The sequence below is a fragment of the Herbaspirillum sp. ST 5-3 genome (genome assembly GCF_004804275.1).
In the GTDB taxonomy this organism is placed as follows: domain Bacteria; phylum Pseudomonadota; class Gammaproteobacteria; order Burkholderiales; family Burkholderiaceae_D; genus Noviherbaspirillum.
Genome location: NZ_STGI01000016.1, coordinates 61,248 through 75,209, shown reverse-complemented (window position 1 = coordinate 75,209; position 13,962 = coordinate 61,248). Strand labels below are relative to the sequence as shown.

The following is a 13,962-nucleotide window of genomic DNA, read 5'->3' as shown; positions in this document are numbered from 1 at the left end:
CCCTTGTCACTTGGAAAGAGTGCCTATGGCGCCATGACAAAACGCCAACAATTCCTCTCGGTATGACGTTCGTTGGCTGACGGTGAGTGCCGTCGGCCAACGATCATGCCCGAGCGATCAGATGCCGCCCATGCACAGATACTTCATTTCCAGGTATTCCTCGATGCCGTACTTGGAACCTTCGCGGCCGAGGCCGGACTGCTTGACGCCGCCGAACGGGCCCACCTCGTTGGAAATGATGCCGGTGTTGATGCCGACCATACCGTATTCCAGCTTTTCCGCCACGCGCCAGACGCGTCCGATGTCGCGCGAATAGAAGTAGCTCGCCAGGCCGAAGTCCGTATTGTTGGCCGCGGCGATCGCTTCTTCCTCGGTCTTGAACTTGGCCACAGCGGCTACCGGGCCGAAGGTTTCTTCGCGCATGATCTTCATGTCGCTGCTGATGTTCGACAGCACTGTCGGCTCATAGAAATGCCCGCCGAGCGCATGCAGCTTGCCGCCGGTGAGCACCTTCGCACCCTTGGCCACCGCGTCGGCGACATGCTCTTCGACCTTGGCAACGGCCTGGTCGTCGATCAGCGGCCCCTGCGCGACGCCCGCATCAAAGCCGCTTCCGACCTTGATCCTGGCCGCGCCGGCAGCGAGTTTCTCGACGAAGGCATCGTAAATCGATTCATGGGCATAAATCCGGTTGGTGCAGACGCAGGTCTGACCCGCATTGCGGTATTTCGATACCAGGGCGCCTTCCACCGCAGCATCCAGATCGGCATCGTCGAACACGATGAACGGCGCATGGCCGCCGAGTTCCAGTGCCAGTTTCTTCACGGTCGGCGCGCATTGCTGCATCAGGATGCGGCCGACAGGCGTCGATCCGGTGAACGAGAGATGCCGCACGATCGGGCTGTCGCACAAGACCTTGCCGACTTCGATCGAACGTTCTGCATCGGCGGTGACGATGTTCATGACGCCGGGCGGCAGACCGGCGCGATGCGCCAGTTCCGCCATCGCCAGGGCGGACAGCGGTGTCTGTTCGGCCGGCTTGATGACGATGGTGCAGCCGGCCGCAATCGCAGGCGCTACCTTGCGGGTAATCATCGCAATCGGGAAGTTCCATGGTGTGATCGCCGCGCACACGCCGACTGCTTGCTTCAACACCACCATGCGCTTGTCGCTCCAGGTGGATGCGAGCACATCGCCGCATACGCGCTTGGCTTCTTCCGCGAACCATTCGACGAAACTGGCGCCGTACATCACTTCGCCTTTCGCCTCCGCCAGTGGCTTGCCTTGCTCGGCAGTCATCAAGGCCGCCAGATCGTTCGCATGCAGGAGCAGCAGCTCGAACCATTTGCGCATGACTGCCGCGCGCTCCTTGGCGGTCCTCGACGACCATGAGGGGAAGGCGGCATTGGCCGCATCGATCGCATCGCGGGCCTGTTGCGCGCCCATGTTGGGAACCGATGCAATGATTTTCCCGTCCGCCGGATTGGTGACCGGGAATGTCGACTCCGCGCCGATCCATATGCCGTTCAGGTACGCTTGATTGCGAAGCAGAGCGGCGTCATTGAGTTGAGGTATTCCTTTGGCCTGTTGTTGCATGACTCGTCTCCGTACGAAGTGGGCAAAAAATCAAGCATAACCCAATCGTTGCCGCCTTGCTTGCGTGCTCAGCGGGAGCGCTTTCGGCTCTGCATGATGCGCACGAAATCCGCCAGGCGTCGTCCTTCCTGGCTGGGATAGTTGTCGCGCATCTCCAGCATGCGCACGCGGTCGAGACGGAATGAACGAAAATCCTGGCGCAGCTCGCACCAGGCGGCGAGCAACCAGGTGCCGCCGAAGAAATACAGCGCAAGCGGCCATGCGATACGCTCCGAAACTCTGGCTTCCACATCGGCATACTCAAGGTGCAATTTGCAGCGCACGCGTATCGCCTGCCGGATCAATTCCAGCCGCTCGCCATGCGCCGGATCGATGTGAAAGCTCGGTGCGAACAGGGCGCTTGCCTCGACGAATTCCCGCTTATCCCTGGGCAATGCCAGCGTGACTTTCGCAAATGCTGCGGCGGCTGATGCGGCCAGTTGCGGGCCGCCCCACGCTTGCACCATGCGCATGCCAATGACCAGTGCATCGATTTCATCGGGAGAAAACATGAGCGGCTGCAAGTCATAGCCGGACTTGATTCGATAGCCGATGCCGGCTTCGCCTTCGACCGGCACGCCGGACAGCGACAAGTCGCGGACGTCGCGATAAATCGTGCGTTCCGACACCGACAGCCAATCGGCCAGCTGCCTGGCGGTCGTCAGGCGACGGCCGCGCAGGTACTGGGCGATCTGGAACAAGCGGTCGGCGCGACGCATCAGGAGGCCACTCCGGACGTGCGTCGATGGAACAGGCGTAGGGCATTCATGATGGCATTCTGTCAAAGGGACGCCGCGGCGTCCAGTTGATCAATGCATCGCATGCAAGGCGAGCCGGTTGCCCTCGGTATCGATGAAGTGTGCAATGTAGCCCAGGTCCTGCGGCAATTCCATCTTCTCCATCACGATACGGCCGCCCGCTGCCTCGATGCGCGACAGCACGGCGTCGAGACCGGAGGAGGCGTCCATGTAGAGCACCGGGCCGTTCGGATTCGGCGCGAAATGCTCGCCGTGGATGACGCAACCGACGCTATCGCCGTCCGGTCCGCCGAAGATGCCCATCGGGAATTCGCCGAATTGTTCGACCTTCAGCTTGCTGTCGAAAATCGTTTCGTAGAATTTGACCGCGCGGGAAAAGTCGGCGGAAGGAATTTCGAACCAGTTGATTTTTGTTTGCATGATGTCGCTCTCCATTGAGTGATATGCCACATGGCATGGACGCATCATGCAGGAGGACTCCTGACAGCATTGTGTCAGGAGAATTTGTCAGGAAATCCGGGCGCTGTTCAGTCTTGCTTCGGCTTCGCTTCTTCCCGCCGGTTGAAACCGGCCACCATGTCGAAGCGGAACAAACGGCATTCCAGCGCGCCGTTGAAGAACGGCGTTTTGCGCGATTCCTTCAGACGCAGCATTTTCGGCAGGCTGAGATCGGCCGTGAACAGGAAAACCTGCCAGCCGGCAAAGCGCTGCTTCAAAGTGCCGCTGAACTCCCGGTAGAAAGCGGCCGCCATTTCATCCGGCTCCTGCGTGCGGTCGCCGCGCACGCCGATCCGCTCGCCATACGGCGGATTGGTCAGGATGATGCCGGGCGTCTCGCTCGGCGGTTTCACTTCCTGCGCTTCGATCTGCTTGAGCGGCACTTCGAACTGGATGCCCGCGTTGCGCAGATTGTTACGCGCCATCACGATCATGTCGCCGGAAATATCGCTGCCGAAAATGGTCAGCGCGGTCGGCAGCGGATTCGGCTTGAAGCTGCCCTTGATGGCCAGCCATTCGGCGCTGTCGAAGCCGAGAAATTTTTCAAACGCAAAGCTGCGGCGCGCACCCGGCGGAATGCCGGCAAGGATTTGAGCGGCTTCAACCACAATGGTGCCGGAGCCGCACATCGGATCGAACAACACGGTACCTGGCTTCCATCCAGCCACGCGCAGCAAGCCGGCCGCGAGGTTTTCACGTAGAGGCGCGTCGCCGGTTTCCTGCCGCCAGCCGCGCTTGAACAAGGCCTCGCCGGAAGTATCGAGATACACCGTGTAGGTGTGCGCGTCGAGAAAACCAACGATGCGCATGTCGGGCGTTTTCGTGTTGACCGACGGACGCTTCGCATACAGATCGCGGAAGCGATCGCACACCGCATCCTTGATCTTCAGCGTCGTGAATTCCAGGCTCTTGAGTGGCGACTTGATCGCAGTGAGGTCGACGCGAATCGTGTGGTCGACATCGAACCATTCTTCCCATGCCTGCCCCAGCGTCAGATCGTAAATGTCGTTCTCGTTGGCATAGCTGCCGTTCGCAATGCGCAGCAGGACGCGCGAAGCGATGCGTGAATGCAGATTGATGCGATAGCTGTCCGTCAGCGAACCGGAACAATGCACGCCGCCCGGCACCTGGTTATGGACTTTCAGTGTCCGGCTTTGCTGTGCGATTTCGCCGATCTCTTCGGCCAGTGCAGCCTCCAGCCCGCGTGGGCAGGGACAGAAAAATGAATATGACATGGGGAACCCTTTATCCGTAGTGAGATGCAAAATCAAAAACGTTGTCCACGGAATACACGGAAGGCACGGAAAACAAACTCATGTCGGCAACCAGCCCGCTGAATCAGATTGAAAATTTCCGTGTTTTCCGTGCTTTCCGTGGACAAATGCTTTTGGTGAAAAATCAATCGACGTTCGTCAAGCCAATCTGGCAAACGCCCGCTCGACAAAATCCAGCCTGTCCTGTCCCCAGAAACCCTCGCCATCAACGACATACCATGGCGAACCAAAGACATTGGCGGCAATCGCTTCATCCGTGAAGCGGTCGTACTCGCTCTGCACGCTGGTGGTCTCGGACGATTTCAGCAAGGACTTGCCGTCATGGCCGCATTCCTGCGCGATCGCGGCCAGCGTATCGGGATCGGCAATGTTTCTTTCTTCCGCCCATACCGCGCGCATCACGGCGCCGGCGACATTGAGCGCGGCGTCGGTCCCATGCGCGAGCCGGGTTGCGATGATCAGTTTGGCCGCCGCGTCAGCCGGAACCGGGAAGAATTTCGGATGCAGATTGAGCGGGATTTGCAGGAACTCGCTCCAGCGCTTCAATTCCACGAGGCGGTAAGCCTGCCTTTGCGCGGGGCGTTTTGCCAGCGGCAGGCCGCCGGACACATTGAAGACCTTGCCCAGGTCGCATGGCTTGATGTCGATCTGCACGCCATATTGTTTTGCCAGCGCGACGAAACGCTCATGGCCGAGATACGCCCACGGCGACTGCGGGGCAAAGAAGTATTCGCACGACTTGGCCATCGCAGCCTCCTGTATCGGGTTTAGAAAGGTTTGACCACGACGAAGATCACGGCAAGCAGCAAGCCGATGGTCGGCAGTTCATTGAACCAGCGAAACCAGACATGGCTGCGCTTGTTTGCGCCGTTTTCAAAGGTTTTCAGCAGCCTGCCGCACCAGTGGTGATAAATCACCAGCAGCACAACGATGGCGAGCTTGGCATGCATCCAGCCGTTGCCCGGCCCCGTCTTGCCGATGCCGTAATAGAGCCAAAGCACCAGACCAAGCGCCAGCGCCGGCACAGCCAACAGGCCCATGAAGCGATACAGCTTGCGCGACATCATCAGCAGGCGCGTCGTGGCGGTTGGATCGGTTTCCATCGCCAGGTTCACGAAAATGCGCGGCAGGTAAAACAGCCCCGCGAACCAGGACGCGACGAAGAAGATGTGCAACGCCTTCACCCAGAGCATCAGCATGCGTTTCCCTTTTTTGTGAATTATTCTCGTGTTTCGCCGTGGCCAAAGACGACATACTTCAGCGAGGTCAGCCCTTCCAGTCCGACCGGCCCGCGCGCATGCAGCTTGTCGTTCGAGATGCCGATCTCCGCGCCCAGGCCGTATTCGAAGCCGTCCGCAAAGCGCGTCGAAGCGTTGACCATCACCGATGCCGAATCGACTTCGCGCAGGAAGCGCATCGCGCGGCTGTAATCCTCGGTCACGATCGCATCGGTATGCTGCGACGAGTAGGTATTGATATGCTCGATCGCCTGCCCGACGTCATCCACGATCTTCACCGCTAGAATCGCTGCCAGGTATTCCGTGCGCCAGTCTTCCTCGGTTGCCGCAGAAAGATGCGGATAGCCGGCGAGAATCTTGCGCGCTTCGTCGTCCGCCCGCAGTTCCACGTCCTTGGTGCCGTACAGTTCCGCCAGCCGGGGCAAGACCTGCGGCGCGATGCCGCGCGCCACCAGCAGCGTCTCCATCGTATTGCAGGTGCCGTAGCGGTGGCATTTGGCATTGAAGGAAATCTTCAGTGCCTTCTCGATATCGGCCTTGTCGTCGATATACACATGGCAGATGCCGTCGAGATGCTTGATCATCGGCACCTTCGATTCCTTCATCAGGCGTTCAATCAAACCCTTGCCGCCGCGCGGCACGATGACGTCGACATACTGCGGCATGGTGATCAGTTCGCCGACGGCGGCACGGTCGGTCGTCTCGACGATCTGTACCGCATCTTCCGGCAATCCTGCGCCCGCCAGGCCTTCCTTCACCAGCTTTGCCAGTGCCTGGTTGCAGTGAATGGCTTCCGAACCGCCGCGCAGGATGGTTGCATTGCCGCTCTTGATGCAGAGACCGGCCGCATCCACCGTCACGTTAGGACGTGCTTCGTAGATGATGCCGATCACGCCCAGCGGCACGCGCATCTGGCCGACCTGGATGCCGGTCGGGCGATACTTCATGTTCGAGATTTCGCCGATCGGATCGGGCAGGGCGACGATCTGTTCCAGCCCTTCCGCCATCGTTGCGATCGCCTTGTCCGACAGTGTCAGGCGGTCAAGCATGGCTTCGGCCAGGCCGTTGGCACGGGCGGCATCCAGATCCTTCTGGTTGGCGGCGCGCAGCGCAGCCGAATCGCGGCGAATCGCGGCGGCGATCAGGGACAGCGCCTGATTCTTGGCGCGGGTATCGGCTTTGGCCATCGCGCGCGACGCCTTGCGCGCACGCTGGCCGACTTCGTTCATGTAATGCTTGATATCCATTTTTGCAAAATCCTGCTTGAAATTTTCTGCATTCTGCACGGGAATCAACCGCGCGCGACCTTCAGTCCGAGTTGCAACAAGGCGTCCCAGGCATCGCCGGCAAACATCCTGGCGCGCAAACCCTTGACCATCTTATCGATTTGCGCCGCCTCCTGCAGCGCGCCTTCCAGCGTCGACAGCTTCATGCGGCGCAGCGCCGGTTCCATCAGTTTTTCACGCGGACCCCAGATGCGGTATTCCTTCATCAGCATGCCGATCGCCTTGCCCTGTGCTGCGCCGGCCTTGATCTTCAGCAGCGTGCGGATTTCCTCGGCCATCGCCCACAATACGAGAGGCAAGGCTTCACCTTCGCCTTTCAGTCCTTCGATCATGCGCACCAACCGTGCGGCATCACCGGCCAGCATCGCTTCGTTCAGCTTGAACACGTCGTAGCGGGCCACGTTCAGCACCGCATCCTGCACTTGCTCGAAACTCAGCTTGCCTTCGGGATGCAGCAGCGCGAGCTTCTGGATTTCCTGATGCGCGGCAAGCAGGTTGCCTTCGACGCGATCGGCGATGAAGTCGATGCTCTGCCGGTCGGCGCTCTGGCGCTGTGCGGCAAGCCGGGTGCCGATCCAGGACGGCAGCGCGGCGCGCTCCACCAGCGGAATGTCGATATACACTGCGGCCTGCTGCAAGGCTGTTACCCATGCGCTTTTTTGCGTCTGCCAGTCGAGTTTGGGAAGGGCAATCAGGGTCACGTTGTCAGGATTGAGTGATCCAACGTATTCCTGCAATGCCTGTCCGCCATCCTTGCCGGGTTTGCCGGTCGGGATGCGCAGTTCGATCAGCTTGCGTTCGCCGAACAGCGACTGCGACTGGTTCGCGGCAAGCAGCGCGCCCCATTTGAAACTGCGCTCGACCACCAGCACTTCGCGTTCGGTGAAGCCTTGTGCGCGCGCCGTCTTGCGTATCCTGTCGGCTGCTTCCAGCGCCAGCAAATGCTCGTCGCTGGTAATCACATAGAGCGGCGCGAGCGATTTCGCCAGATGCGCTTCGAGGGCGTCGAGCCGCAATTGCATGTGTCGTCCTCGTCAAGCAGGCTTGAGGACGGCCAGCCGGCGCATGATCTGCTGCACCAGGTCGGTCTGCATGTCGCGGTACAGCATTTCCTCTTCCTTCTCCTTGGCGATTGCCTGCGCTTCGTTGAAACTGAGGTCACGCTTGAGCGTGATTTCCGTCGGAGCAAGCATTTCCGCGCCCTTGGGATTCGTCACGCGAAAACGCAGCTTGTAGTACAGCGTGTGTTCGCGCGGACGGCCCTGCGCATTCAAGAGGATCGCGATGTCGCGCGTCTCCGACAGCACTTCCACAATGGCTTGCGCCGCTTTCGGATCGCTCACGATGGTCGTTTCGCCGCTGGCACGGATATTCCGGCGCAGCTCCGCGCCGAGCTGCGAAGTTTCCGGAACGCCGATGTAGATCGTCTTGAACGGCAGGTTGGCCTGGCCGTTCGCGCCGCGCAGCTGAAAACCGCATGCGGACAGGGCAAGGGCAGATGTCATGGCAAGGACGGCTCGGCGTTTCATGCAGGCTCCAGTGAAAACTGTTAAGCGACGATATTGACCAGCTTGCCGGGCACCACGATGACCTTCTTCGGCGTGCCTTCGACAAATTTCTTCACGTTCTCGTTGGCCAGCGCTGCCGCTTCGATCGCGGCCTTGTCGGCATCCTTCGGCACTTTCACGCTGCCGCGCAGCTTGCCGTTGACCTGCACCACCAGCTCGATTTCAGCCTGCTCCAGCGCAGCCGGATCGACTTGCGGCCACGGTGCATCGAGGAGATCGCCAAACGCCGTCGCGAAGCCGAGTTCCTGCCACAGCACGTGGGTAATGTGCGGCGCGACCGGGTACAGCACGCGCAGGAAGATCGACAGGCCTTCCGCGATCACGCCATTGGTCTGCGCCGAGTCTTCCAGCTTGGCGCCTTCCAGCGTGTTCAGCATCTTCATGCAGGCGGACACCACGGTGTTGTACTGGAGGCGGTGGAAGTCGTGATCGGCCTGTTGCAGGATCTTGTGGATTTCACGGCGCAGTGTCTTGTGCGTTTCGGGCAGGGCGCTGAAGTCGATTTCCGACGAAGCCTTCACGCGGTCCGACTGTGCATGCGCGTAGGCCCAGACGCGGCGCAGGAAGCGGTTCGCACCTTCGACGCCGGCGTCGTTCCACTCCAGCGTCTGCTCCGGCGGCGAGGCGAACATGACGAACAGGCGTGCGGTGTCGGCGCCGAACTGATTGATCAGCTCCTGCGGATCGACGCCGTTGTTCTTCGACTTCGACATCGTGCCCACACCTTCGTAGTTCACGGCCGAACCGTCGCTCTTGAGTTTTGCCCCGATGATGCGACCGCCATCGTCGTACACGTTCTCGACATCCTGCGGCCAGAAGTATTCGATGCCGCCCTGCGGCGTGCGGCGCGAATAAATGTGGTTGAGCACCATGCCTTGCGTCAGCAGGTTGACGAAGGGCTCGTCGACCTTCACCAGGCCGAGATCGCGCATGACCTTGGTCCAGAAGCGCGCATACAGCAGGTGCAGGATGGCATGCTCGATGCCGCCGATGTACTGGTCCATCGGCATCCAGTAATCCGCGCCTTCGGCCACCATCTTGTCGTCGTTCTTCGGGTCGCAGTAGCGCATGAAGTACCAGGACGAATCGACGAAGGTATCCATGGTGTCGGTCTCGCGACGCGCCGGCTTGCCGCACTGCGGGCAGTCGACATGCAGGAAGTCCTCGCGCTTGTTGAGCGGATTGCCGGTGCCGTCGGGCACGCAATCCTGCGGCAGCACGACGGGCAAATCCTTCTCCGGGACGGGCACCGACCCGCAGCTTTCGCAGTGGATGATCGGAATCGGCGTGCCCCAGTAGCGCTGGCGGCTGATGCCCCAGTCGCGCAGGCGCCAGGTTGTCTTCTTCTCGCCGATGCCCTTGGCGATCAGGTCGGCTGCTACCTTGTCGACAGCGGCCTTGTAGTTCAGGCCGTCATAGGCGCCGGAATGCACGGTCACGCCGCGCTGCTTGTCGGCGTACCATTCCTGCCACGCGTCGGTGGAGTAGGTCTCGCCTTCGACGGCGATGACCTGCTGGATCGGCAGCGAATATTTCTTCGCGAACGCAAAGTCGCGCTCGTCGTGTGCAGGCACGCCCATCACGGCGCCGTCGCCATAGCTCATCAGCACGTAGTTGCCGACCCACACCTCGACTTGCTTGCCAGTCAGCGGATGGGTGACGAACAAGCCGGTGGGCAGGCCTTCCTTTTCCTTCAGCGCCATCTCGGCTTCGGTGGTGCCGCCGCGCTTGCACTCCTCGATGAACGCAGCCAGTTTGGTATTGGATGCCGCCGCATGCGTTGCCAGCGGATGTTCCGGAGCCACCGCGCAGAAGGTCACACCCATGATGGTGTCGGCACGGGTGGTGAACACGTACAGCTTGCCGTCCTGGATCAGGTTGCCCTGTGCATCGCGGATCTCATGCGGGAAGGCGAAGCGTACGCCTTCGCTCTTGCCGATCCAGTTTTCCTGCATGATGCGCACACGCTCCGGCCAGCCGGGCAGCTTGTGCAGTACATGGTCCAGCAATTCCTCGGCGTAATCGGTGATCTTCAGGTAGTAACCGGGGATTTCGCGCTTCTCGACCAGCGCGCCGGTGCGCCAGCCGCGGCCGTCGATCACCTGCTCGTTGGCCAGTACCGTCTGGTCGACCGGGTCCCAGTTCACGACCTGGGTCTTGCGGTAGGCGATGCCCTTTTCCAGCATCTTGAGGAACAGCCACTGGTTCCACTTGTAATAGCTCGGATCGCAGGTCGCCACTTCGCGCGACCAGTCGATCGCCAGACCCATCGCCTGCATCTGCTTCTTCATGTAGGCGATGTTCTCGTAGGTCCATTTGGCCGGCGGCACGCCGTTCTTGAGCGCCGCATTTTCCGCCGGCAGGCCGAATGCATCCCAGCCCATCGGCATCAGCACGTTGTGGCCGTTCATGCGCAGATGGCGCGCCAGCATGTCGTTGATGGTGTAGTTGCGCACATGACCCATGTGCAGCTTGCCCGAGGGGTAGGGCAGCATCGAGCAGGCGTAGAACTTCTTCTTGTCCTTGCCGTTCTTGTCTTTCGCATGTTCGACGGTCTTGTACGCGTCGATCGCGTGCCAATGGTCTTGCGCCGCCTTTTCGACATCGGCGGGGAGATATTTTTCTTGCATGACGAATGGAGCTGGAAGTGGATGTAAACCAGCCATTATACTGGTTCAGCACCGTCCATAGCGCCGCCCGAGGGCGCTAATTTGGCCGAAAAATCAGCGCAGTAGCAGAGCCAGGGCCGGCTTTTCGCCCTGTTCGACGTAACGCTGGTTGACCTCGGCGGCGCAATCTTCCAGCGCGGCGAGAATGCCGGGAGCCGACTGCCGGAGGCTGTTTGAATGCAGGACGGAGATTTCAAGGACCTCGTCCGGTCCAAGCCGGATACTTGACATGCCGTCATCATCGCGAAGGCCGCTCAGACAATCGATCCACGCATCCATGTTTTGCCCGTAGAAATCCGGAAAGCCGAACGCGGTCTTGCATTGCGCGTGAAAGGCGCGCCAGTCCTTGATTTCCCGGCCATCCAGGTGAACGGAGGGCATTACTGGGCCGTTTCCTTTGCCTCGGTGACAAACCCCATCTTGGTCATTCCGCTGGTTTGGGCGGCCGACATCACCTGCGCGATGGTTTCATAACGCGTTGACTTGTCGGCGCGCAGCTGCAGCTCGGGCTGCGGATTCTTCTGCGCTGCTTCGGCGAACTTCGAACCGAGATCCTTTTGTTCGATCGCCTCGTTGTTCCAGAAGATTTTTCCTTCGGCATTGATCGACAGCGAGATCGTCTCGGGTTTTTCCGGCGCTGCGGCCGATTGCGCGCTCGGCAAATCGAGCTTGATCGCGTGCGTGAACAGTGGCGCGGTGATGATGAAAATCACGAGCAGCACCAGCATCACATCCACCATTGGAGTGACGTTGATGTCCGCGATCGGGGCCTGATGCTTGTCGTCGTTGAATCCGCCAAATGCCATGATTGCCTCTGCTATTGCTTGCCGACGCGGGCGCCGGTGGTCAGATAGGCATGCAGGTCATGCGCAAAGCCATCCAGTTCGGCCAGCGTCACGCGGTTGACCCGGGTGAACGCGTTATAGGCCAGCACGGCCGGAATCGCCACCACCAGTCCGAGCGCAGTCATGATCAAGGCTTCCCCGACGGGGCCGGCCACTTTGTCGATTTGCACTGTGCCCGCGGTCGACACCGCCACCAGTGCATGGTAAATGCCCCAGACGGTGCCAAAGAGGCCCACGAATGGCGCGGTCGAGCCGACCGAGGCCAGCAGTGTCAGGCCGCTTTCCAGGCGCGAGGAGACGCGGTTGATTTCCTGGCGCAAGGTGCGCGTGATCAGTTCGCTGGGATCGACATTGGCATTCAGGGAGCCGGTTTGCGAGCTGACATTGGCGGCCTGCGCGCTTTGCGCCGCGAGTGGTGCATAAACATTTTCGCTGTCGGCATTTTTCACGATGGAAATAGCGTCATTGAGGGTCGGTGCTTTCCAGAACCCGTCCAGCGCACCGGCGCTTCTGCGAATGCGCCATGAACTCCACGCCTTGGAAAAAATGTAGTACCAGCTGACCACGGACATCAAGAGCAGCAGATAGGCGACCGAATGGGTGATGACGTCGCCTTGTGCCCAGTAATGAGCAAATCCCAGTGTTTGATTCATGGTGTACGAAGAAGAATTAATTGTTCTGAAGTGTAAACGGAATGGCAACTTGATACCACTCGGAGACTGGTTTGCCGTCAATCGTCGCCGGCTTGAAGCGCCACGTCTGCACGGTGCTTCGCGCTGATTCATCGAGCAGCGGATATCCGCTGGATCTCTTGATTTCAACCGCGCCGGCCGTACCGTCGCCCTTGACAAGGACACGCAGCACGACGGTCCCTTGCTCTTCATTCATGCGCGACAGCCGCGGATACGGCGGCACACGGTTGCTCGAGGCATAAGCTGCATCGGATGCGGATGTCTTCACGGGTGGGCCGGGGACCGCAGCCGGAGCGGCGGCCGGCGCAGCAATGGTGGCAGATGGGCTGGCGGAAGCTGCCTTTGATTCCGTGCTGGCCTCGGGCGGCGCCATATGCGGAGCTTCGTGCGGTTCGACGACGGCAGACTTCGGCTGTGGGCGGTGTTTCGAACTTGCTTGATGCCTGGCCTTGGGTTGTGCAGGTGCAGGTGTGGGTGCAGACGCGGGCGGCGCTGCCTGTACCATCGGTGCGGCCTGCGGTTGCGACGGCATCAGGCGGATTTCGACCGACTTGGAGGGTGTTGCTTGTTTCTGATCAAGAAACAGGCCGACTGCCACTATCGCGGCCACTGCAGCATGCAACAACAGGGTGGCCGCGATGGCAAGGGCTTGCGGCGCGAATTTCACGGCCGGGACATCTCGGGCATCAGTGCAGTCCTAGCACATCCCGCATGTCGTACAGGCCAGCTGTCTTGTCGGCCAGGAAGCGGGCTGCACGCAGGCTGCCGTGCGCGTAGCTGACACGGCTGGACGATTTGTGCGAAATCTCGATGCGTTCGCCGATGCCGGCGAACAAGACCGTGTGATCGCCCACGATGTCGCCACCGCGGATCGTCGCAAATCCGATGGAGGACGGATCGCGCTCGCCAGTGACGCCTTCACGCGCGTAGACCGCGACATCCTTCAGCTTGCGCCCGAGCGCATCGGCGATGACCTCGCCCATCTTGATTGCGGTGCCCGATGGTGCATCGACCTTGTGGCGATGGTGCGCTTCAATGATTTCAATGTCGTAGCCGTGCGAGAAACTCTTGGCCGCCATTTCCAGCAATTTCATGGTCACATTGACGCCGACACTCATGTTGGGCGCGAACACGATGGCGGTTTTCTCGGCCGCCGCGGCGATTGCAGCCTTGCCGGCCTCGTCGAAACCGGTCGTGCCGATGATCATCTTGATGCCGTGCGCAGCGCAGTATTCAAGATGCTTCAGCGTACCTTCCGGGCGGGTGAAATCGATCAGGAACTGGGCATTGGCCAGGCCTTTCGCGAGGTCGGATTCGATCAGCACCCCGGCCGGCTTGCCAAGGAAGGCAGCGGCGTCGTTGCCGATCGCCGGCGAGCCGGCGACATCGAGCGCGCCGGTCAGCACGGCGTCGTCCGCATTCTGGATGGTTTCAATCAACATATGGCCCATGCGGCCGGATGCGCCTGCAACGGCGATTTTCATTTGATTCATGATGAT

At 60.4% G+C, this 13,962-nt stretch carries 15 protein-coding genes; all 15 read right to left on the bottom strand.

All coding sequences use genetic code 11. From position 1 onward, the window contains the following. Positions 1 to 117 precede the first annotated feature (117 nt). Positions 118 to 1,596 (bottom strand): NAD-dependent succinate-semialdehyde dehydrogenase, encoded by a 1,479-nt coding sequence (locus tag E6W33_RS23570; RefSeq protein WP_136419822.1) that lies wholly within the window; start codon positions 1,594 to 1,596, stop codon positions 118 to 120. 68 nt (positions 1,597 to 1,664) lie between these two features. After that, the gene (locus tag E6W33_RS23565; protein ID WP_136419821.1) at positions 1,665 to 2,354 is read right to left on the bottom strand and encodes a YafY family protein; all 690 of its coding nucleotides are present in this window, start codon (positions 2,352 to 2,354) and stop codon (positions 1,665 to 1,667) included. Positions 2,355 to 2,444: 90 nt separating this feature from the next. Beyond that, positions 2,445 to 2,813 (bottom strand): VOC family protein, encoded by a 369-nt coding sequence (locus E6W33_RS23560; protein WP_136419820.1) that lies wholly within the window; start codon positions 2,811 to 2,813, stop codon positions 2,445 to 2,447. 107 nt (positions 2,814 to 2,920) lie between these two features. After that, on the bottom strand, positions 2,921 to 4,126 hold the full coding sequence (locus E6W33_RS23555; protein ID WP_136419819.1) for a THUMP domain-containing protein: 1,206 nt from the start codon (positions 4,124 to 4,126) through the stop codon (positions 2,921 to 2,923). Positions 4,127 to 4,303: 177 nt separating this feature from the next. Continuing rightward, on the bottom strand, positions 4,304 to 4,912 hold the full coding sequence (locus E6W33_RS23550; protein ID WP_136419818.1) for a 2-hydroxychromene-2-carboxylate isomerase: 609 nt from the start codon (positions 4,910 to 4,912) through the stop codon (positions 4,304 to 4,306). Between the two features lie 20 nt (positions 4,913 to 4,932). Next, on the bottom strand, positions 4,933 to 5,358 hold the full coding sequence (locus E6W33_RS23545) for a CopD family protein (RefSeq protein ID WP_136419861.1): 426 nt from the start codon (positions 5,356 to 5,358) through the stop codon (positions 4,933 to 4,935). A gap of 26 nt (positions 5,359 to 5,384) precedes the next feature. Continuing rightward, a complete protein-coding gene (locus E6W33_RS23540) occupies positions 5,385 to 6,650 on the bottom strand; it encodes a glutamate-5-semialdehyde dehydrogenase (RefSeq protein WP_136419817.1) in 1,266 nt (421 codons plus the stop codon). 44 nt (positions 6,651 to 6,694) lie between these two features. After that, positions 6,695 to 7,711 (bottom strand): DNA polymerase III subunit delta, encoded by a 1,017-nt coding sequence (holA, locus tag E6W33_RS23535; protein ID WP_136419816.1) that lies wholly within the window; start codon positions 7,709 to 7,711, stop codon positions 6,695 to 6,697. 12 nt (positions 7,712 to 7,723) lie between these two features. Next, positions 7,724 to 8,218 carry an LPS assembly lipoprotein LptE gene (gene lptE, locus E6W33_RS23530; protein ID WP_136419815.1) on the bottom strand — a complete coding sequence of 165 codons (495 nt, stop codon included), beginning with the start codon at positions 8,216 to 8,218 and terminating at the stop codon, positions 7,724 to 7,726. Between the two features lie 20 nt (positions 8,219 to 8,238). Continuing rightward, on the bottom strand, positions 8,239 to 10,887 hold the full coding sequence (gene leuS, locus E6W33_RS23525; RefSeq protein ID WP_136419814.1) for a leucine--tRNA ligase: 2,649 nt from the start codon (positions 10,885 to 10,887) through the stop codon (positions 8,239 to 8,241). Between the two features lie 93 nt (positions 10,888 to 10,980). Then, positions 10,981 to 11,307: a barstar family protein gene (locus tag E6W33_RS23520; protein WP_136419813.1), complete on the bottom strand. Its 327-nt coding sequence runs from the start codon at positions 11,305 to 11,307 to the stop codon at positions 10,981 to 10,983. Then, the gene (locus E6W33_RS23515; RefSeq protein WP_136419812.1) at positions 11,307 to 11,732 is read right to left on the bottom strand and encodes a biopolymer transporter ExbD; all 426 of its coding nucleotides are present in this window, start codon (positions 11,730 to 11,732) and stop codon (positions 11,307 to 11,309) included. Before E6W33_RS23515 ends, E6W33_RS23520 begins: the two co-directional genes overlap by 1 nt. 11 nt (positions 11,733 to 11,743) lie before the next feature. After that, positions 11,744 to 12,424 carry a MotA/TolQ/ExbB proton channel family protein gene (locus E6W33_RS23510; RefSeq protein ID WP_136419811.1) on the bottom strand — a complete coding sequence of 227 codons (681 nt, stop codon included), beginning with the start codon at positions 12,422 to 12,424 and terminating at the stop codon, positions 11,744 to 11,746. Between the two features lie 16 nt (positions 12,425 to 12,440). Further along, on the bottom strand, positions 12,441 to 13,130 hold the full coding sequence (locus E6W33_RS23505; RefSeq protein WP_136419810.1) for an energy transducer TonB: 690 nt from the start codon (positions 13,128 to 13,130) through the stop codon (positions 12,441 to 12,443). Positions 13,131 to 13,149: 19 nt separating this feature from the next. After that, a complete protein-coding gene (gene dapB, locus E6W33_RS23500; RefSeq protein WP_136419809.1) occupies positions 13,150 to 13,956 on the bottom strand; it encodes a 4-hydroxy-tetrahydrodipicolinate reductase in 807 nt (268 codons plus the stop codon). Positions 13,957 to 13,962 lie beyond the last annotated feature (6 nt).

Excerpts from the sequence above, each read along its gene's own strand:
- E6W33_RS23565 (WP_136419821.1), bottom strand. The coding sequence starts at position 2,354 with ATGCGTCGCGCCGACCGCTTGTTCCAGATCGCCCAGTACCTGCGCGGC.
- E6W33_RS23570 (WP_136419822.1), bottom strand. The coding sequence starts at position 1,596 with ATGCAACAACAGGCCAAAGGAATACCTCAACTCAATGACGCCGCTCTG.
- lptE (WP_136419815.1), bottom strand. The coding sequence starts at position 8,218 with ATGAAACGCCGAGCCGTCCTTGCCATGACATCTGCCCTTGCCCTGTCC.
- E6W33_RS23560 (WP_136419820.1), bottom strand. The coding sequence starts at position 2,813 with ATGCAAACAAAAATCAACTGGTTCGAAATTCCTTCCGCCGACTTTTCC.
- E6W33_RS23510 (WP_136419811.1), bottom strand. The coding sequence starts at position 12,424 with ATGAATCAAACACTGGGATTTGCTCATTACTGGGCACAAGGCGACGTC.
- dapB (WP_136419809.1), bottom strand. The coding sequence starts at position 13,956 with ATGAATCAAATGAAAATCGCCGTTGCAGGCGCATCCGGCCGCATGGGC.
- E6W33_RS23555 (WP_136419819.1), bottom strand. The coding sequence starts at position 4,126 with ATGTCATATTCATTTTTCTGTCCCTGCCCACGCGGGCTGGAGGCTGCA.
- E6W33_RS23545 (WP_136419861.1), bottom strand. The coding sequence starts at position 5,358 with ATGCTCTGGGTGAAGGCGTTGCACATCTTCTTCGTCGCGTCCTGGTTC.
- E6W33_RS23540 (WP_136419817.1), bottom strand. The coding sequence starts at position 6,650 with ATGGATATCAAGCATTACATGAACGAAGTCGGCCAGCGTGCGCGCAAG.
- holA (WP_136419816.1), bottom strand. The coding sequence starts at position 7,711 with ATGCAATTGCGGCTCGACGCCCTCGAAGCGCATCTGGCGAAATCGCTC.
- E6W33_RS23515 (WP_136419812.1), bottom strand. The coding sequence starts at position 11,732 with ATGGCATTTGGCGGATTCAACGACGACAAGCATCAGGCCCCGATCGCG.
- leuS (WP_136419814.1), bottom strand. The coding sequence starts at position 10,887 with ATGCAAGAAAAATATCTCCCCGCCGATGTCGAAAAGGCGGCGCAAGAC.
- E6W33_RS23520 (WP_136419813.1), bottom strand. The coding sequence starts at position 11,307 with ATGCCCTCCGTTCACCTGGATGGCCGGGAAATCAAGGACTGGCGCGCC.
- E6W33_RS23550 (WP_136419818.1), bottom strand. The coding sequence starts at position 4,912 with ATGGCCAAGTCGTGCGAATACTTCTTTGCCCCGCAGTCGCCGTGGGCG.